Raw genomic sequence first — 19598 nt, 5'->3', positions numbered from 1 at the left:
CGTGGCGATCTCTCCCATGGCCGCCAAAGAGAGATTGCTTCGCTCCGCTCGCAATGACTATGCTGTGGCTGTCATCGCGAGGAGTCCGAAGGAGTCCGTGGCGATCTCTCCCATGGCTGCAAAAGAGAGATTGCTTCGCTCCGCTCGCAATGACGGTTTCGTGAACCACCCCTGCGCCCCTCCTTAGGCGCTGGCGCACAAGGAGGGGAGGAAGAACAATCGCCACGATTCGCGTTAGCGCGCAGGGAGGGGGGGGGAACTTCTCTATTAAATATACCCTGCTTTAGGAGCACCCCTTATAGTTTAGCCAACGAGTGGCGGCTTTTTCATCCATGTTCCGCGCACGGCATTACCCGCATTTATCCCCCTCCTTCTATCAAGGAGAAGTGCACGGGTGGCGCCTGCTTTCCCGGATCTACCCCCGGCTGAGTATCTCGGCGTTCAGGCTCTCGACGAAGTACGTGCAGAGCTTCAGAGCGTCGGCATATGTATCCTCCGTGGCGATAAGCTCCACTATTCCAAGATCGGGGTCTAGCGTTCGCACTATCGCCAGATGGTCCACCTCCTCCACAAGCGAGTGGAGGTCCGACATCAGCGCCCTTTCGACCTTCACGATTATTCGTCTTGAAGCAACAGCAGGCGTTTTCGATTCCATCTTCATGTAGTAGAATCTATACGATGTTAATCCGAAAGGGCAACAGCTTTACCGCCATCGCGATATTTCTGTCTGCCGTCCTCTGGCAACTCTCATGCGCAGGGGATCCACGCATCGCCAAACGCTCCAAAGGTGCGTTCAGGCCGAATTACGAATACTCCGTTACGAATCCGAAAAACCTCTCCAACGGCCCGGTCGACGCCATCCCCTCCCCGGTAACCGGCGCCGTGAAGGTAAGCACACCGTACGAGGTGAACGGCGTAACCTATTACCCGCTGGCAAGCGCGGACGGATATGTCGAGGAGGGGGTCGCTTCATGGTACGGTCCGAATTTCCACGCGAAGAAATCGGCCAACGGAGAGATATACGACCAGATGGAGAGGACATGCGCGCATCTCACCCTCCCGTTCAACGTGATGGTGAAGGTGGAGAATCTCGAGAACGGCAAATCGACCACTGTGCGCGTGAACGACCGAGGGCCGTTCGCGAAGGACAGGATAATAGACCTGAGCAACCAGGCGGCGATAGATATAGATATGGTCGGCAAAGGCACGGCAAAGGTGAGGCTCACCGCCCTGACAGGGGGGAACAACAACGGCACTACCCAAAACAGCGGACGACGCTATTCAGGAAAGATGATGAGACGTTCCCCCTCCGCGCCGGCGGTACGCAATTCCGGATCGGATGGAAGGGGTGCAAGAAGCGGAGAGTACTACATACAGGCAGGCTCCTACTCCCGAAAGCAAAACGCAGAGAGGATCACGGAGAAAATTCCGGCAAAATACCGATCGCTTACAACCGTGGATGAGCGGGAGACAAGCATCGGCACGCTTCACCGGGTGGTTATCGGCCCGTTCCCCGACAGGGGGGAGGCGGCAAAGGCGGCGCGCGACATCAAGATGTCGGCCCGCACCAGCGCGATAATCACAAACGAACCCTGAGAGCGGGAGTGATATCCCTTTTCTTTTTGTTAAAATGCCAAACTGAACATTCCCGCCACGCTGGACTGAGCAAATGAGCCAAAAAAAAGGCCGGGCTTTTGAGGCCCGGCCTTTTATCGAATTGCATCGACTTACATTGAATCGGTGTTTACTTGATCGCTGTGTATGTCTCCGTATCCGTGCCATCGGTGGCTGTCATGGTCAAGGTCGTCGCGGTCGCCGCGAAGGTGATATCAAGAGCGGTATTTACCGGCCATTCCATGAAGTACTGGTATGCGACCGGGCCGCAGTTGTTCGAAGTGACAAGGCCTGTATATGTCCCGGCTGTAGCGGTTGCCGTAAGCGCAATGGCGCATGTGCAGGGTCCGAAACTCTCATATCCGACCAAGTCCAGGGCATTCACGAACTGAACCTCATTGGCTGTAATAATGAACTGATTTGTATCTGATGGTGTCGTGACCGACAGACTGCTTGATCCAAAATCCACTTTGCTGTACTTCCATGTCCCGACCCATGCTTCACCGGTTGTGGTCGAGGTATCGGTTGTTGTGCCGGTCGATTTGCTGAACGACGATGCCAAGCTTATAGCGGTGGCTTCGCCTGAGCTGATATTCATCGTCGCAGTGCCGTCAGCATTTACCTTGGCATAGAGATATAAGATCTGGTAGGAAGTACCCGCGGTTGAGTCCTTAACCAAGTAGACATCAGGATCGGTTGTTGTGAAGGAACTGTCAGTAATCCGTACATATGTTCCTGCCCAGAAATTCGTTGTCGGTCCCACGGTAACCTCTGTTGTGGTGAAATCAAATGTATCCGTACCGCTCACTTCGCTCCAAGAACCTACAAGGTCGGTCTTGAAGCTGGTTTCACTCCCGGTATCGGTATCGGTATTGGTATCAGTATTGGTATCAGCAGTTTCGCTGGTGTCAGTCGATTTACTGAACACCGTCGCCAAGCTTTTAGCGGTTGTTTCATCCTGGCTTATCCTTAGTATCGCCTTGCCTTCAGTATTCACCCTGGCGTAGAGATATAAGACCTGATAGGAAGTACCCGCGGTTGACTTCTTTACCGTATAGACATTGCTGTCTGTCGGCTGAAAGTTCGGGTCGTTGATCGGAACGTATGTCCCTTTCCAGAAATTTGTAGACGGCCCTACCGTCACCTGCGACCCTGTGAAAACATAGGTGTCTGTACCGTTGTCTTCATTCCATGTGCCAACAAGGTTGGCAGGGAAAGAGGAATCTGCGGCAGTTGTTGCCTCCTCTAATGGAACGCACGCGGTAACCATCATTACCGATGCGAAAAGGGCTATTGAAAGAATCGTATTTTTCATTGTTGCCATCCATCCTTAAAATTGATTTCCAAAATGCTTTTCCCAATATAACGCCCGGAAAGGTTACATTTATCTCAAAAGCATTACAAGTTTTTTATTCTTCCCGTACATACAACCACATATCCCCGACGGGGAAAACCGAATCTCCCGGCAAAAAAAAGCTCGTCGGCAAAGACCGCAACGGCATTTCCATATGGCCAAAAAAAAATTCGATATGCACAACAAAACAATCAGCTTTCTTCCCCGAAAAACTTGCCCTTGATGGGGCATACTGCTAAAATTCACCGGCTATGAGTGATTTTGAAAGCGGGCTTATCTTGATGGTTCTGGGGATGACTGTTGTATTCGTATTCCTCAGTTTTCTGATCCTGCTCGTTGATATTATGAGTTCAACCATTGGGAAATTTTTCCCGGACAAAGTGGCGAAAGTAGCGGTTCCTGTTTCCAAAGGGGGAGAGATAGCGGCCATCACCGCCGCCGTACACAAATATATGGGGAGAAAAAAGTGAGTAAACAAAAGGTACATATCACGGAGTTGGCCCTCAGGGATTCGCACCAGTCACTCCTTGCGACAAGAATGAGGACGGAGCATATGCTCCCGATAGCTGAAAAGATCGAAAAGGCCGGTTTCTGGTCGGTAGAGATGTGGGGGGGCGCAACATTCGACGCGTGCGTCCGCTTCCTGAACGAGGACCCCTGGCAGAGGGTGAGGGAACTTAAAAAACTTATGCCGAAGACCCCTTTCCAGATGCTCCTTCGCGGGCAGAACCTTATCGGATACCGACATTACGCCGACGATCTCGTGGTTCGATTCGTGGAGCTCTCCGCCGAGGCGGGGATAGACGTCTTCCGCGTATTCGACGCGCTGAACGACCTGCGCAACCTCGAAACCTCCATGAAGGCGGTTAAGAATCTTAAAAAACATGCCGAAGGGACGATCAGCTACACAGTAAGCCCGGTGCACAGCACGAAGATGTTTGTCGACATGGCGGTCGAACTGGAGAAGATGGGCTCCGACACCATCTGTATAAAGGATATGGCGGGTCTCCTCTATCCCGAAGCGGCATACGAGCTGATATCGGAGATAAAGAGCAAGGTAAAGGTTCCGCTTCATCTCCACAGCCACTGCACATCCGGCCTTGCCAACTTCACCTACATGAGGGCTATTGAGGCGGGGATTGACATCCTCGACTGCTCCATCTCCTCCCTCTCGCAGGGTACCGCCCATCCGCCGACCGAGACGGTGGTCGCTATGCTCAAAGGCACCCCTCATGACACCGGCGTCGACCTAGACACGGCGATAGAGATAGGGACATATTTCGCCGGAGTAAGGGAAAAATATAAAAAGTACCTCAGCTCATTCACCGGGGTTGACGTAAACATCCTTAAATCGCAGATACCGGGGGGGATGATCTCCAACCTCGAAAGCCAGCTCAAACAGCAGAACGCCATCGACAAGATAGACAAGGTGCTGGAAGAGGTCCCGCGCGTAAGGAAAGAGCTCGGATACCCCCCGCTCGTGACCCCGACATCGCAGATAGTCGGCACGCAGGCGGTTCTAAACGTCGTTATGGGTGAACGCTACAAGATGATTTCAAAGGAATCTTCCGAGGTGCTGAGAGGGAACTATGGAAAACTCCCGGCCCATCCGGACAAGGAACTCCAGGCAAAGGTGCTTGGCGGGAAGGAGCCTGTCACATGCAGACCGGCTGACAACCTCGAGCCGGAACTGGAAAAGATGAGGAAAGAACTCCCGGGGAAGAACGACGAGGATGTGATGGTTTATGCCCTTTTCCCGCAGATAGCGGAGAAATATTTCAAGGAGAGGGGAACATGCCCCGCCGACTTCTTCGATGAACCGGCAAAACCCGCTTCGAAAGGAGCGGCAGGCGGTCCCGCCGCTTACGCCGTTACGGTCGATGGAAAGACATACAACGTCGTCGTGAACGAAGGGGGGGCGCCATCCGCTCCGACAATAAAAATACCCGCGCCGGCAAAATCGGCCCCAGCGCCTAGCGAAGCCTCTGGAGACGGAACTCCTGTTGCCGCTCCGCTCCCCGGCTCCATATTCAAGATAATAAAGAACGAAGGGGACGCGGTAGACGAAGGTGACGTGGTCATGATAATGGAAGCGATGAAGATGGAGAACGACATCATCGCCCCATGTTCCGGCACTGTCTCCAGAATACTCGTTTCACAAGGCGAACAGGTACACACCGGACAGCATCTGGCAATTATCGGCGTATGATCAAGAGGTCTGCCTTTATAAAAGGAACAACCATGCTTATCCTCGCCGTTGCGGGCTCTTTCTTTCTCCTCTCGGCACCGGTAACGGCAGATGCCGCTGGCGCGCCACAGCATCAAAGCGCGGAGAAAGATGATGCTCCTCACGGGATAACCTCTATCAGCGGGGCATTCGTGTCGATGTGGAAATCTACCGGGATAAATACGACCAGCGGAAAGAACTACATCATGATAGTCGTAGGCCTGATACTCCTCTACCTCGGTATTGGGAGGGGCTACGAACCGCTTCTCATGATCCCGATCGCCGTTGGCGCGATATTGGTAAACGTCCCGGGCGCGGAGATGATGATGCCCGGCGGTTTCCTCTACTACCTTTATCATGTAGGGATAGCCACCGGCGTCTTCCCGCTCCTTATATTCATGGGGGTCGGCGCGCACACCGATTTCGGCCCGCTCATTGCGAATCCGAGAATGGCGCTCCTCGGGGCGGCGGCGCAGTTCGGCATATTCTCCACTCTCCTCGGAGCGCTCGCGCTGAAGTATATCCCAGGTTTCCCGATAGAATTTACACTCAAGGAAGCGGCGGCTATCGGCATCATCGGAGGCGCGGACGGCCCAACAGCGATCTATCTCACAAGCAAGCTTGCCGACCATCTCCTCGGCCCGATAGCTATCGCCGCCTATTCATACATGGCGCTCGTTCCTATCATCCAGCCCCCCATCATGAGGGCATTGTGCTCGAAGGAAGAGATGTCCGTGGAGATGAAACAGCTCCGCCACGTCACGAAGATGGAAAAAATAATTTTCCCGCTGATGGTAATTCTCATGTGCGCACTCTTCATCCCTTCCGCGGTACCGCTGGTAGGGATGCTGATGTTCGGCAACCTCATAAAGGAGTGCGGCGCGGTGGAACGCCTCAACAAGGCGGCACAGAACGAGATACTTAACGTAACCACGATCTTCCTCGCCCTCGCGGTCGGCTCCAAGATGCAGGCGGAATATTTCCTCACCGTGCAGTCGATCGGCATTATCGTGCTCGGACTGATTGCGTTCTCCATCGGAACCGCAAGCGGCGTTCTTCTTGGAAAGGTGATGTATCGGCTCTCCGGAAAGACGATAAATCCCCTCATCGGCGCGGCCGGCGTTTCCGCCGTACCTATGGCGGCAAGAGTTGTACAGAAAGTCGGCGTAGAAGTGAATCCGAAGAACTTCCTCCTGATGCACGCGATGGGGCCGAACGTCTCCGGCGTTATCGGCTCAGCCATCGCCGCAGGTGTGCTCCTCTCCCTGCTCGGATAGCAATACCGCCGGCCTGCCGGATGTTCAGCCGTTGCAGGATCTCGCGCTCGGAGCTGTTAGGGCAAACATATGCCCAAAATTGCGGATGAATCAGTTTTAGTTACCCGCTTATAGCTATTTTTATCACACTTTGCAGTGAGATTTTTTTCTTATCAAAAGTTTTTTTTCTTACATTTTATATCTCAAGAAGTTGCGTGATAGTAGTAACGATTTACTGAAATGCTTCATTCCATTTTTTATTCGCTGTATGATTTAACATACATAATTCGCTGTTATTCAATGGCCTGCGGTTTGAATTCAAGAAAAAATAATGCTACCATTTTTGTATACAACAAAACGAAACAATATTTGGAGGTGACTTCTTTTCGGTTTTTAAAGTTTACTTAATTTTATTTATTTGCAATTAAATAATGGGGGCAAAACAAATGTATCGTCTGAAACGCAATCCGGGCATATATTCACTCTTTCTGTTCACGGTTCTGTTATCAGTTTCTTCAATGGCAACATCAGCATCCGCGGGCTGGAGCCACCAGAATCCGACGCCGACAGACGTTCCGATCCTTTCGTCACACAGGGTCTCAGCGACAGAGATGTACTTCGGCGCAAGCAAGGGGACCATCCTGAAAACGAACAGCCTAACCAGCGAGACGCTCGTCATGAACTCCGGAACAACCTGGGATATCAACGGATTTTTCGGAACCACCAATGATCTATATGCGGTCGCCTCCTATGGCCTCCTCTACTACAACGGGAATGTGGAGAACAAATGGAGCCGTGTCAATACAGGGTTCTCCCACCCCCACTATTCGATATGGAGAGCCTCCACAGGCGAGATATTCATCGGAAGCCAGGGTAAAATGATCTATTCCAACGCAGCAGGCACAAGCTGGAAGACAATCGCCTTTCCGGGATATCTGAACGACGACTGCCTCAGCGTCTGGGGAACCTCCGCTACCAACGTATACTGCGGGTCATACTACGGCCGTATATATCACTTTGACGGCACAGCCATCGACTCATTGTCCTCAGGTTCGAACACACAAACAAATGCCATCTGGGGTACATCTGCCACCAACATCTACTTCGCCGGAGGAGGCGGAAAAATTTTCCTGTACGACGGGACAAACTTCACAGACAAAAGCCCGACGGGTGAGTCCTTCCCTTTTGAGCATATAGGCGGCACCTCTGCCACGGCTGTGGTCGCCGTTACTGAAAGAGGTAGTATTTACCAACTTAGCGGAGGAATATTTGGCCTGTTAGGGATATCCACACCACCTTCACTTATCTACCATGCTTCCGGAAACGCGGCGACTGATATTATTGCCGGAGATTATTACGGGGCACTTTACAAAATCGCCAGCTCAGCGTGGACAAGGATCAACCCCGCTCCAGTCACCTCCAACACCCTTACGGATATATGGGGCGCGACGGCAGATGATATTTATGCGGTCGGGCCGGGCACCACGTTTTTCCACCATATCAGCGGGGCAACATGGACACCTGTTACCGTACCCTCGGGTAGCTATACAAGCATAATGGGCTCCTCCGCATCCAACATATGGGCGGTCGGCTCCTACAGCCAGATCCTTGAATATGATGGAGTTTCATGGTCCAACCACACAGCTAATAATGCGTCTGCCACCCCCGTCGGTTTCACGCGGACATTTTCAGGGAAGTACCTCGGCGTTGGCAACCTGGGATGGATCTGGGAATATAACCCGATGAACGAAGGGTGGACCAAGGTTGCCTCTACCACTGATACCAATCCCTTCTACGCGGTATGGGATACCGGCATCGACGGGGGTTCAGGCACCACTGTTTACGCGGTCGGCTCAAGCGGTAAGATACTCAAGCGCGATTTATTTGGGTGGAGTGGCACCCTTGAGACTTCCAACACCGGAAACACACTGTATGGCGTATGGGGTGACGCGGACAACAACGTCTACGCCGTAGGCTTTAACGGAACCATCCAGAAATTTAACGGTATCGACTGGGGCGCGGTAGCTCATAGCCTCGGCACCATACAGCTGAACGCGGTATGGGGTTCCGCAGGGCATGTATTCGCGGTCGGCAATAGCGGTGAAATCTACCACTTCAACGGATCCACTTGGGCGAACACCAGGACTACAGTGCCGGCAGGAACCGCCGCCAACTCTAATCACCTCTATGCTGTCTGGGGAACCTCCGCCGATAACGTCTACGCTGTCGGCGCAGGTGGAACAATTATCCACTGGGATGGAGCGGTCTGGACCAAAATACCTCAATCAGGTACCGTCGGGCCTATCCGATCCATATGGGGAACCGCCGCTAACAACATCTACGCGGTCGGAGACAGCGGCGCTTTATTGCGCTACGACGGCACTGTATGGACCTACCAGCAGCAGAAGAGGAATACCAATGTGCTGAACTGGTATTTTGTCAACGGTACAGATGCGACCGACATAAGGATAGTGGATTCAAACGGCGCTATGGCAATCTATGACGGAACATCATGGGGCACCGGTTCTGCCGGAGTAATGCCGCACCTGAGGGATGTACATGTCTTTGACGCGAATAACGCATGGGCGGTCGGCGACGGCGGTACCATCCTGAAATGGAACGGAACCTCCTGGACAAGACAGCTCTCATGGACCTTCGCTGACCTTAAATCGATAAAGGCCGATGACGCCAGCAACGTTATAGCTGTAGGGGACAAGGTTTTCCTTAAATCAACCAACGGAGGAAGCATCTGGCTCCCGAGTGACGTTACCTACAGTTTCAACGATGTATGGGCCACGACCGGATTTGCAAACATATATGCTACAGACGGAACGGGAACAATACGCCGCTCGACCAATCTCGGCCTGGACTGGACCGATTCCCTGGTTGCCGCCAACACTACTTTCACCAATCTCTGGGGAACCGGCAACGGAGACATCTTCGCGGGCAGCAGTTGGCAAAACAACTACCATTACAACGGCACGACATGGACTCTGATGGATACCGGTACCCACAGTGCCCTCAAGTTCTGGGGGACAGAGTCGCGTGACGCCAGCTCGAAGGCCAACGACGTCTATGGTGTCGGCGGTGCCGGCCTTATCGTCCATTTCGACGGCGATGCGGCGGCGCCTGTCACCTATGCAAGCCCGGCTGGAGGATCGTACGGTTCAGTAAGCGCAAATTTTGAATGTGTCGACTTCAGGGGGATAGGCTGTGCCGAGACCCTCTATTCGGACACCGGATCTACACCAACGACAACCTACACCACGGGTATTACCCTTGCGGAAAATGCAACGCTTAAGTTCCTCTCGAAGGACGGTGCTGGAAATGCCGAGGTTGCAAAGAGCGAGGTCTACGTTATAGACGGGACCAGGCCTACAACAACGTTAGAGGCTACCACCGGCACCGCGGTTCAAGGTACGGATGGCAACACCTACGTTACATACGGAACGACAATCTCCCTTGTCTGCACGGACAACCTGGGTGGCTCTGATTGCGCGGCCACCTACTACACCACCGACTGGTCGAACCCGACGGCTACCGACGCCAACCTCTATACCGGACCGATAGAGATAACCTATGGGATCGACGTGAAGTTCTTCTCCGTGGACAACATGGGCAACTCCGAGGATACAGTGACTGTCGCCGTCCGTTTGGATACAAATGCTCCTTATACGAGCGTCGACCAGTGGGGACAGACAATCTACTCACCTATCGATGTCAATCTGTCATGTAGCGACTATGAGTCGGGTTGCGCGGCCACCTACTACACCACGGATGGCTCCACCCCGACGACTTCGTCGACCCTCTACGCCGGGGCAATATACATCTCGGAAACCACGACGTTGCAGTACTTCTCGGTCGACGTCATGGGTAATACCGAAGCTGTCCAGTCGCAGACATACACTTTTAACACAGGCGGCAACGGTGGCGGTGGTTACGACGGCGGATGCGGCGGCCCTGGCCAGCCCGGCTGTGACAACGGCGGCGGCGACGGCGGCGGCGGATGCTTCATTGCTACAGCGGCTTACGGAAGCTACCTCGACCCGCACGTTAAAACGCTCCGTGATTTCCGCGACAGCACCCTCCTCAACAGCGAGGCGGGAAGAGTGGCGGTAGACCTCTACTACACCTACTCCCCATATGTTGCGGACTTCATAGCCGAATCGCCGGCAATGAGGTCGGCTGTAAGGCTTGGCCTTGCGCCGGTAGTCTACGCCATCGAGTACCCGGCATACACCGGTCTCCTTTCGCTGATGCTTGCGTTCGGATTCGGAACTCTTGCATACAGGAGGGAGAACTAGAGAAGGATATCAGGCGCGCCCTGCTCCCCACCCTTTACAAGGGGGGATCGGGGCGGTTGACCTGAATTGAGTTTGGGGTTCCGCGGGAGACCGCGGGACCCTTTTTTTTTGCCACGTCGTCGGCTCACATCATTAGCGAGGATAGCGAAGCAATCTTTCCGCTTTCCTGCCATCCCCGCGCAGGAGGCTATCCTGTATTTTATACTTTAATTAGACTGTAGGACTGGAGCCCGGTTTCACGGGGATAACAAATACTCTCCCCGAAATACCTGACTCTTTCAGCGATGACAGTCACATCGTCGTCATTGCGAGCATGGCGTAGAGCTACTCGAAAAGCCTGTCGACCTTGGCGGCGCAGATGAAATCGTTTTCCGACAATCCGCCTATAGCGTGCGTCCAGAAGACGACCCTGCATTTGTTATACGAAACCTCCAGGTCGGGATGGTGCCCTTCCCTGTTGCATATCCACGCCACGCCGTTTACGAACTCTATCGTCTCGTAAAAATCCTTGAAACCGAAACTCTTCTCGATCTTCCCATCCTTCAATATCCAGCCGTCAAGCTGTTTCAAAAGCTCTTTTGCCTCGCTTTCCGTCTTGGGGGGGATGCCGCCTTCACATGGCACGCACTTCTTGTCGGTCAAGGAGCATGCTCCTATCTGCTCTTTCATTTCCTTGTCCTCTCATAAAATGTTGACAAATTCTTCAATTACCATTTTACACCACCACCCCCTCCATCCACCCGGCGACAATGTTTGACAATCCGACGCTTCAAAGATAAACTTTCCCCTTTATGAGCGCACCAAACAGCAAACTGATATGGATGGACGGCAAGCTGGTCCCTTGGGACGAGGCGAACGTTCATGTTCTTACACATTCGCTCCACTACGGCACCGGCATATTCGAAGGGGTACGCTGTTACAACACCGATAAAGGCCCGGCCATCTTCAGGCACAAGGAGCACGTGGACCGGCTCTTCAACTCGGCGCATATCATGGGATACGAGATCCCGTTCAGCAAGGATGAGATCGCCGAAGCGACAAAGGAGACTATCCGCAAGAACGGACTGAAAGAGTGCTACATCCGCCCCCTTGTCTGGCTTGGAACAAAGGGGAGGGGCCTCAATCCGACCGGTCTCGACGTTCATACCGCTATCGCGGCGTGGGAATGGGGCACCTATCTCGGCAAGGAAGCTCTGGAAAACGGCATATCCGTCACCATATCCTCCTTCACAAGGCACCATCCGAATATCGCAATGACAAAAGCCAAGGTAACAGGGGTCTATTTCAACTCCGTCCTGGCAAAACAGGACGCGATAAGGAACGGATTCGACGAAGCGATCCTGCTTGACCCTCTTGGCAACGTTGCCGAAGGTTCGGGTGAAAACATATTCGTCATCAGGAACGGCATTCTCAAAACACCGCCGCTCGTTTCCATCCTTGAAGGGATATCCCGCGAAAGCGTTATTGAGGTTGCGCGCGACCTCGGCATTCGCGTTGAGGAACAGTATTTCCCGAGGGATGAGGTTTATATAGCCGACGAGGCGTTCCTTACAGGGACAGCGGCGGAGCTCACCCCGATACGCGAGATCGACAGAAGGAAAATCGGCAGCGGCAAACGCGGGCCGTTGACCACCAAAATACAGGAGGTCTATTTCAAGGCGCTAAAGGGTCAGGAGAAAAAATATTCAAAGTGGCTTGATTTTATCTAATATTGACCTTATATGGGTATTATCTGCTACACTTGATAGACAAGGAGTTACATAAAATATGCCAATTTATGAGTATGGATGCCCGAAATGCGAACGCGAGTTTGAGGTCCTTCACGGGATTTCCGATAATTCAGCCAGAAAATGCCCCGAATGCGGCGCTAAAATGAAAAAGCTGATCTCCCTCGGCTCTTTCCACCTTAAAGGTGGGGGATGGTACAAGGACGGATACGGTTCTTCAGGCTCCTCAGGCGAATCAGCCAAATCGACGTCAACATCAAGCGCCGCTACTGGCGGCAGTGAAACAACAACATCCTCCGGTGACAGCAAAAAGGAGAAGGGAAAATCAAAAGGAACAAAAGCGGCTTAATATTTGTTATTCCGCTATTTATCGCGCTCCTGGCTGTAAACTCGTACGCCACAAAGCCGACGATCCCGGCCACTGTCATGTGCAAGACCGTATCGTCGTCCGGTGACATTTACAATGTCGAATGCAACCTGAAATTCTCGGGAACCGTGATCCCTGAATCGATCCGCTTCATGGAAACAACTCACGACAAGGTCACCGTTCTCGATGTTTCGACAGACGGGGAAGGACAGAGCAAATGGAATTTCAAACTGAGGTTCGATGAGCGCGTTGGCGTTGGCCTCCTGTTCGACCTGCATTACCCGGCAAGCCCAAGAGTGAAGGTTGGCGCCACCTACAACCCCTTTGTATCGGCATTCAGCCCCAAACTTCCGGAAAGGGGCAAACTCGTCGAACATCCCGGTGGAATAAAGATCCGTGAATACCGCACTGAATAGGCGCTTACTTATAGGCATTTGATTCAATATATGGAAAACATCGATCATGGAAGACCGGCAAACCGGAAAGCTTCCCCATTCGACAAAGAGAAAAACATAATCTGCTCTTGCCACGGCATTTCCGAACATGACATTGAAACCGGGGTCATCTCCGGAATTGATACGTTTGAAAAGTTTCAGGAAAAAACCGGGATAGGAAATGGAAAAGGGAAGTGTCTCCCGGGAGCCAGATCCCTTTTCCATGAATACAGGGCAAAATACCTTGGGTGATATCTACAAGGGGCAACCTTCGATCCTGAAAATTGCCCAGCTGGGGAACCCCGTCCTCAGGATCCCCGCGGCGCCGCTGACCGATCAGGAGATATTACACCCTTCCACCTCTCATTTTATCGATTCAATGATTGCAACAATGAGGGAATACAACGGCGCGGGGCTCGCCGCTCCGCAGGTATCTTTTTCAAAACAGATCATCGTCATCGAATCGAGGGAAAACAGGGGGGGGGACTTCCCCCTTACCATCCTGCTAAATCCAAAAATCGTGGAATTTTCAAAAGATCTTGCCGAAGGGTGGGAAGGGTGCCTTTCGCTAAAGGATCTCTGGGGGAAAGTAAAACGGTCGACAAGGATAAAAGTCGAAGCCAAAACCCGCGAAGGAAAAAATATCGACATAAAGGCTGAAGGTTTTTTCGCGATAGTGCTGCAACACGAAATCGACCACCTGTACGGCAAGGTATTTGTCGACCGAATGGAAGATATGACCTCCCTCTGCTTTACCGCGGAATACAATAAATACATGACCGATGAACTTTAAACTACCCCGTACACCCGCACCACAATAACCCTCTTTTTTCAATAACTTATCAACGCCATACAATAAAGCTTCTGCATTCGGAAAGTAATCGGTTGCCCCTTACGTTAAATAACCGTTGTGGGGTTTTATATGCTATATTTTATGCACGGTTATTTCGAAAAGATTTCTTCCCAGGGGGAGATAAATCCGTTAGTACCGTGTGTCGAAATAGGATTTGGCAGTGAGGAATATACAAATTATCCTGCTTTCGAGTGATTTTTTACCATCGGGAGGTTGCTATTAATAATTTATTCCTTGGAATAGATATCGGTTCAATTAGCGTAAAAGCTGTTCTGCTCGACGGCGAGAGGAATGTCCTTAAACGTTATTACCGCCGAATGCTCGGCAAACCGCTCCCGGTGCTCGAAAACATCATTTTGGACATCGAGAAAAAGTTCCCGGGCCAGAAAATAAGCCGTTGCGGTACCACCGGTACCGGTGGAGAGCTTGCGGCAAGCATCATCGGAGCCGAATTTTTCAACGAAGTTGTCGCCCACTCGACCGCCATCGCCTTCATCAACCCGGAGATAAAAACCGTAATTGAGATGGGGGGGCAGGACTCCAAATTCATCACAATGAAACCGACCTCAAATGGAACCAAATCCGCAGTTCTTGAAGACTTTGCCATGAATACCGCCTGCGCGGCGGGGACCGGCTCCTTCCTGGATCAGCAGGCTTCCAGAATGAATTACACAATAGAAGAGTTCGCCGACATGTCCCTAAAATCGAAAAAACCCCCAAGAGTAGCCGGACGATGCAGCGTCTTTGCGAAATCGGACATGATACATCTTCAACAGGTAGGAACCCCCGACTTCGATATAGCCGCCGGCCTCTGCTACGCCGTTGCAAGAAGTTTCAAGGCCAATGTCGCCCAGGGAAAACTCTTTACAAAGCCTATTGCGTTTATCGGCGGTGTCGCGGCGAACGTCGGCGTTGTTAAGGCGTTTGAAGACGAGCTTGAGCTGGAAAACGGGGAACTCCTTATACCCGAACTTCACAAGGAAGCAGGCGCCTTGGGGGCGGCTATTGCGGCAATGAACTCCAGCCAGGAGACCGCTTACCTCGGCCACGCGCCACTGAACGAATACCTCAATACAAAAAAATCGATTACCGGCTCGCTCGATCCGCTGACGGGACAACTGAACGACAGTCAATACTCAATAGATATCCATTCTATCGAAAAAGGGACGGAGGTCTATATCGGCATCGATATCGGCTCTCTCTCGACAAACGTCGTCGCCATCGATGGAGAGGACAGGGTCGTCGCCAGAAGATATCTCCGCACCCAGAGCCGCCCGATCGAAGCGGTTACCAAGGGCCTCCTTGAAATAGGGGAAGAGATTGGGGATAAAGTCATCGTCAAGGGCGTGGGCACGACCGGATCGGGGAGATACATGATAGGGGATTTTGTAGGCGCTGACGAAGTGCGAAACGAAATAACCGCTCAAGCGACCGCCGCCGTCCATTTCATACCTGATGCCGATACCATTTTCGAGATAGGGGGGCAGGATTCAAAATACATCTCCCTGAACAACGGCGTCGTCATAGATTTCGAGATGAATAAGGTCTGCGCCGCGGGGACCGGTTCCTTCATCGAAGAGCAGGCAGAGCGCCTAGGACTCGACATCAAAAAGGATTTTTCAGACGCCGCCTTTGACTCCCAAAAACCCGGAAGTTTCGGCGAGCGCTGTACGGTGTTCATAGAATCAGACCTTGTTTCCCACCAGCAGAAAGGGGCCGCGACATCAGATTTGGCGGCAGGGCTTGCCTATTCGATCGTCAAAAATTACCTGCAGGTCGTAGGTGACCGTATCATCGGGGAGAAGGTGCTTTTCCAGGGGGGGGTCGCCTGGAACAAGGCGGTAATCTCGGCTTTTGAAGCTGTCACCGGAAAGAAAATTCACATCCCGCCGCACCACGACGTTACCGGAGCGATTGGAGCCGCGATAATCGCGCGACGGAGCATGGTTAAAAAAGGGAACAAGGAGAGCCGGTTCATCGGCTTCGACCTCCGCAACAGAACCTACAAGCTCTCCACCTTTGAATGCAAGGCGTGCGACAACGTCTGCGGCGTATCGAGGGTGAAATTCGAGGGAGAAGCGGCGCATTACCACGGCGCAAGATGCGAACTTTTCGAAAAAGACAAGAAGAAAAAGGAAAACGACCTCCCCGATCTCTTTGCCGAAAGGGAACAGATGATCTTCGGACAATACGCGTCCAAAAAGGAAGCTGTCAGGGATAAGAAAAAAGTTGTCGGCATACCGCGCATCCTCTTCACCTACGAGCTTTTCCCGTTCTTCAAGACTTTCCTTGAGGAGATAGGGTGCGAAGTCGTCCTCTCCGGCAGAACCAATCAGGAGGTCATAAACACATCCCTTGAATACGTTACCGCCGAGACCTGCTTCCCGATAAAGATAATACATGGCCATGTGATCGACCTTATCGACAAAAAAGTCGACGTCCTTTTCATGCCAAGCATAGTTACGCTTAGCAGTCCCGATACAAAGTTCAACACCAGCAAGAGCTGCCCGCTTATCCAGGCGCACTCCTACATAGCCAAAACGGCGGTTGACCTGAAAAAGAACAATGTGGAGCTCTGGGAGCCCCCGATCCATTTCCAGAGAGGGGACGCGTCGGTCGCCAATGAACTCGCCGGTATCGGCAAAAAAATGGGGGTCAGCCAGACTGCTGTGGAACGGGCTGTAAGGAAGGGGCGCAAGGCGCAGAACGAGTTCTATTCCGCATTGAGAAACCGAGGAACAGAGGTTATTGACAATCTTCGCGACGGACAGAGAGCCGTTGTGATAATCAGCCGCCCCTATAACGGCTGTGACAACGGAATAAACATGGATCTCCCTAAAAAGCTGAAGGACATGGGGGTTATCGCGGTTCCAATGGATATGCTGTCGCTCCCTGAAGATCCAGCGTTTGAAGTGCATCCGAACATGTACTGGCGTTCCGGACAGAGGTTCATATCCGCCGCCGAAACGATAAGGAAAAACCCAAGGCTTAACGCCATCTATATTTCAAACTTCAAATGCGGCCCGGATTCATTCATCTCCTACCACGTTACGAGACAGATGAACGGGAAACCGTTCCTCCACCTGGAGGTGGACGAGCACTCCGCCGATGCGGGAGCGATTACCAGATGCGAGGCATTTTTCGATTCACTTGAAAATGTCGACAACAGGAAATACGTCGACAGGACGGCTCCCAAGCCTATCCCTTCCAGCTCGACCGGGTTCAGGAAGGTTCTCTACCTCCCCTACATGTGCGATCACGCCTACCCTCTCGCGGCGGCGCTCAGGTCGTGCGGACAGGATTCCGAGGTACTTCCGAAAACCGACAGGGTGTCGCTTGAGATAGGACGGAAATATTCTTCCGGAAAGGAGTGCATCCCATACACTCTCACAACGGGAGATATCGTTAAGAAGGTGATGAAGAGTGATTTCAATCCCGGGAAGAGCATCTTTTTCATGCCGGGGACCAACGGCCCGTGCCGTTTCGGCCAGTACAATTCAACGCTGCGGATACTCCTCGACAAACTTGGGCACGAGGATACCGAGTTGATGTCCGCTGAGGCTGAGGGGGCGTATGGCGGCTTTGAGCATATTTCTCCCGATTTCCGCCGTATCGCGTGGAGAGGGATCCTCGCTACCGATATCATCCAGAAACTCCTTCATGAAACAAGACCGTATGAGACCATCAAGGGCTCGGCGAACAGCGCATACGATACTTCACTGAAAATAATTGAAAAATCGGTCGAGAACGGCGGTAAAGACATCTTCAAGAGGATCCTGGATATCAGGGAGATATTCCGCTCGGTGCCTGTGGACAAAAGCGAGAGGAGGCCGATAATCGGCATAGTCGGGGAAATATATGTCCGCTTCCACCCCTTCAGCAATCAGCATATCATTGAGCAGATCGAGGAGCTTGGCGGTGAAGCATGGCTCGCCCCTTTCAGCGAATGGATACTCTACTGTACCGACCGATTCATCGCGAACGGGAAAAAGGACCGGAATCTCAAGGATATTTTCAGCGGCCAGTTTTTCCACGCGATGCAAAAAGCGGATGAAAAAAAACTGGTGGAACCTTTCAAGAAAGATTTGTTAAATTGGCATGAGCCTTCCACTAAGGAAGTGCTGGCATTGTCCAGGCCGTACTTGGAAGCTACTTTTGAGGGAGAATCGATACTCAGTATCGGGAAAGCAATTGATTACGCACACAAAGGATGTTCGGGTATTATTAACCTGTTGCCGTTTTCATGCATGCCCGGTACGGTTGTAACCGCGCTCTCTAAAAAGGTAAGGGACCAGAATGGAAATATTCCGTGGTTGAATATTGACTATGACGGCATGGATGAGAATAATGGACGTTCCAGACTGGAGGCATTTATCTTCCAGGCGGGGCAATTTTGTAACCAGAAAAATGATTTGGGAAAATATAGTTCTTTTAAGCAATAGGAGGTGTACTAGTGGCTCTCATAATAACTGAAGAATGCGTAAATTGCGGTGTTTGCGAACCTGAGTGTCCGAACAGCGCTATTACGGAAGGGGATGATATCTACATTATAGATCCGGTACGGTGCACGGAGTGCGTTGGGCACTACGACGAACCGCAGTGCGTTGAGGTCTGTCCGGTTGACTGCATACCGAAAGATCCGAATAACGAAGAAACAAAAGAACAGCTTCAGGCAAAATATGAGGAACTTCAAAAGTAATCGGATATTTAACTATATCCCGATAACCGATTTTAACGGCCCGGCCCTTTCAAAAGGGGCCGGGTTGCTCTTCCTCGTCACCCTAAACCGGGCTCCCTCAACCGGTTTTCAAATAATCTCAAGAACTTGCGGTTTACTGCCGATAACGCACACAGTATGAATATGAGTGTAGTTTTCGGCTATTTCCAGCAGTTGGTCGGCATGAACGATGTTTTCAGGGTATTGTTCATGATTGAATTTGCCATAATCGCCCTGCTCTCCCTTACCAGTCTGCTGAAAGCTATTACCCTCGACCACGATATACGCCAGCACTTTATAGGACGTCTGTCGGTTTTTGATACTTTCTTCAAAGTCTACCAGGCTGAAAAAGAGAGGATCGCCGAGGAAGCCGAAGAGGAGAGAAAAAAGCAGGAGACCCTGAAAAACATCCGTGACGTAAAACCGGCTGAGTATGAAGCGGCACCGGTAGCCGAAGAGGAAGACGAACTCGATATTTTCTGATGTTTTCAGGATGGAGCTGTTTTACAAGCCCCTTTCCATTCCGCGCTGAATTTCACCCCGTCTCTGCTATAATCCATTTTGCATAAATTGTGCGGGAGTAGCTCAATGGTAGAGTGTCAGCTTCCCAAGCTGAATGTTGCGGGTTCGATCCCCGTCTCCCGCTCCAAATAATAACCCGATAATACCGCCAAGACCGACGCTCCAAACAGTTCCGATTTCCCGACAGGGGATCGAACGTGAGGCTCCGGCGCGCCCGAAAACG

At 52.0% G+C, this 19598-nt stretch carries 17 protein-coding genes and 1 tRNA gene; 15 read left to right on the top strand and 3 right to left on the bottom strand.

Going from position 1 to position 19598, the window contains the following annotated elements; genetic code table 11:
• Nucleotides 1-187 (top strand): hypothetical protein (locus tag OEY64_12220; GenBank protein MDH5543717.1); only part of this gene is annotated, 187 nt, incomplete at its 5' end.
• A gap of 228 nt (nucleotides 188-415) precedes the next feature.
• Here the strand turns inward: OEY64_12220 and OEY64_12215 are convergent.
• On the bottom strand, nucleotides 416-661 hold the full coding sequence (locus OEY64_12215) for a DUF4911 domain-containing protein (protein MDH5543716.1): 246 nt from the start codon (nucleotides 659-661) through the stop codon (nucleotides 416-418).
• A 17-nt stretch (nucleotides 662-678) separates the two neighbouring features.
• Between OEY64_12215 and OEY64_12210 the strand changes: the two genes are divergently transcribed.
• On the top strand, nucleotides 679-1596 hold the full coding sequence (locus OEY64_12210) for a septal ring lytic transglycosylase RlpA family protein (GenBank protein ID MDH5543715.1): 918 nt from the start codon (nucleotides 679-681) through the stop codon (nucleotides 1594-1596).
• 148 nt (nucleotides 1597-1744) lie between these two features.
• On the opposite strand, the gene OEY64_12205 is transcribed toward OEY64_12210, so the two are convergent.
• Nucleotides 1745-2929, bottom strand: coding sequence for a hypothetical protein (locus tag OEY64_12205; GenBank protein MDH5543714.1), 1185 nt, complete (start codon nucleotides 2927-2929; stop codon nucleotides 1745-1747).
• A gap of 290 nt (nucleotides 2930-3219) precedes the next feature.
• Here OEY64_12205 and OEY64_12200 point away from each other — a divergent pair, with 290 nt between their 5' ends.
• The 4 genes from OEY64_12200 (at nucleotide 3220) to OEY64_12185 (ending at nucleotide 10755) form a co-directional block, all read left to right on the top strand.
• Complete coding sequence (locus tag OEY64_12200) at nucleotides 3220-3438, top strand: OadG family protein (GenBank protein MDH5543713.1); 219 nt, start codon at nucleotides 3220-3222, stop codon at nucleotides 3436-3438.
• The gene (gene oadA / locus OEY64_12195; protein ID MDH5543712.1) at nucleotides 3435-5177 is read left to right on the top strand and encodes a sodium-extruding oxaloacetate decarboxylase subunit alpha; all 1743 of its coding nucleotides are present in this window, start codon (nucleotides 3435-3437) and stop codon (nucleotides 5175-5177) included. Before OEY64_12200 ends, oadA begins: the two co-directional genes overlap by 4 nt.
• Nucleotides 5178-5353: 176 nt before the next feature.
• Nucleotides 5354-6472: a sodium ion-translocating decarboxylase subunit beta gene (locus OEY64_12190; protein ID MDH5543711.1), complete on the top strand. Its 1119-nt coding sequence runs from the start codon at nucleotides 5354-5356 to the stop codon at nucleotides 6470-6472.
• 497 nt (nucleotides 6473-6969) lie between these two features.
• The gene (locus OEY64_12185; GenBank protein MDH5543710.1) at nucleotides 6970-10755 is read left to right on the top strand and encodes a chitobiase/beta-hexosaminidase C-terminal domain-containing protein; all 3786 of its coding nucleotides are present in this window, start codon (nucleotides 6970-6972) and stop codon (nucleotides 10753-10755) included.
• Between the two features lie 324 nt (nucleotides 10756-11079).
• Here OEY64_12185 and OEY64_12180 read toward each other — a convergent pair whose 3' ends face one another.
• Nucleotides 11080-11424, bottom strand: coding sequence for a 4a-hydroxytetrahydrobiopterin dehydratase (locus tag OEY64_12180; protein ID MDH5543709.1), 345 nt, complete (start codon nucleotides 11422-11424; stop codon nucleotides 11080-11082).
• A gap of 122 nt (nucleotides 11425-11546) precedes the next feature.
• On the opposite strand from OEY64_12180, the gene OEY64_12175 reads away from it, so the two are divergent.
• From OEY64_12175 to OEY64_12135, 9 genes are all read left to right on the top strand, one after another.
• On the top strand, nucleotides 11547-12464 hold the full coding sequence (locus OEY64_12175; GenBank protein ID MDH5543708.1) for a branched-chain amino acid transaminase: 918 nt from the start codon (nucleotides 11547-11549) through the stop codon (nucleotides 12462-12464).
• A 58-nt stretch (nucleotides 12465-12522) separates the two neighbouring features.
• The gene (locus tag OEY64_12170) at nucleotides 12523-12831 is read left to right on the top strand and encodes a zinc ribbon domain-containing protein (GenBank protein ID MDH5543707.1); all 309 of its coding nucleotides are present in this window, start codon (nucleotides 12523-12525) and stop codon (nucleotides 12829-12831) included.
• 77 nt (nucleotides 12832-12908) lie between these two features.
• Nucleotides 12909-13265, top strand: a complete 357-nt coding sequence (locus OEY64_12165) for a hypothetical protein (GenBank protein ID MDH5543706.1) — start codon at nucleotides 12909-12911, stop codon at nucleotides 13263-13265.
• A gap of 30 nt (nucleotides 13266-13295) precedes the next feature.
• Nucleotides 13296-13535 carry a (2Fe-2S)-binding protein gene (locus OEY64_12160; protein ID MDH5543705.1) on the top strand — a complete coding sequence of 80 codons (240 nt, stop codon included), beginning with the start codon at nucleotides 13296-13298 and terminating at the stop codon, nucleotides 13533-13535.
• Nucleotides 13528-14076 carry a peptide deformylase gene (gene def / locus OEY64_12155; protein MDH5543704.1) on the top strand — a complete coding sequence of 183 codons (549 nt, stop codon included), beginning with the start codon at nucleotides 13528-13530 and terminating at the stop codon, nucleotides 14074-14076. Before OEY64_12160 ends, def begins: the two co-directional genes overlap by 8 nt.
• A gap of 251 nt (nucleotides 14077-14327) precedes the next feature.
• The gene (locus OEY64_12150; protein MDH5543703.1) at nucleotides 14328-18578 is read left to right on the top strand and encodes an acyl-CoA dehydratase activase; all 4251 of its coding nucleotides are present in this window, start codon (nucleotides 14328-14330) and stop codon (nucleotides 18576-18578) included.
• Nucleotides 18579-18589: 11 nt separating this feature from the next.
• On the top strand, nucleotides 18590-18835 hold the full coding sequence (locus OEY64_12145; protein ID MDH5543702.1) for a YfhL family 4Fe-4S dicluster ferredoxin: 246 nt from the start codon (nucleotides 18590-18592) through the stop codon (nucleotides 18833-18835).
• Nucleotides 18836-18991: 156 nt separating this feature from the next.
• Complete coding sequence (locus tag OEY64_12140) at nucleotides 18992-19336, top strand: hypothetical protein (protein MDH5543701.1); 345 nt, start codon at nucleotides 18992-18994, stop codon at nucleotides 19334-19336.
• 91 nt (nucleotides 19337-19427) lie between these two features.
• Nucleotides 19428-19502, top strand: a tRNA-Gly gene (locus OEY64_12135).
• Nucleotides 19503-19598: the final 96 nt, after the last annotated feature.

Source organism: Nitrospinota bacterium (genome assembly GCA_029881495.1).
GTDB lineage: Bacteria > Nitrospinota_A > UBA7883 > JACRGQ01 > JACRGQ01 > JAOUMJ01.
The sequence above is the reverse complement of the archived record's forward strand: the minus strand, read 5'-3'. Positions and strand labels throughout refer to the sequence as shown.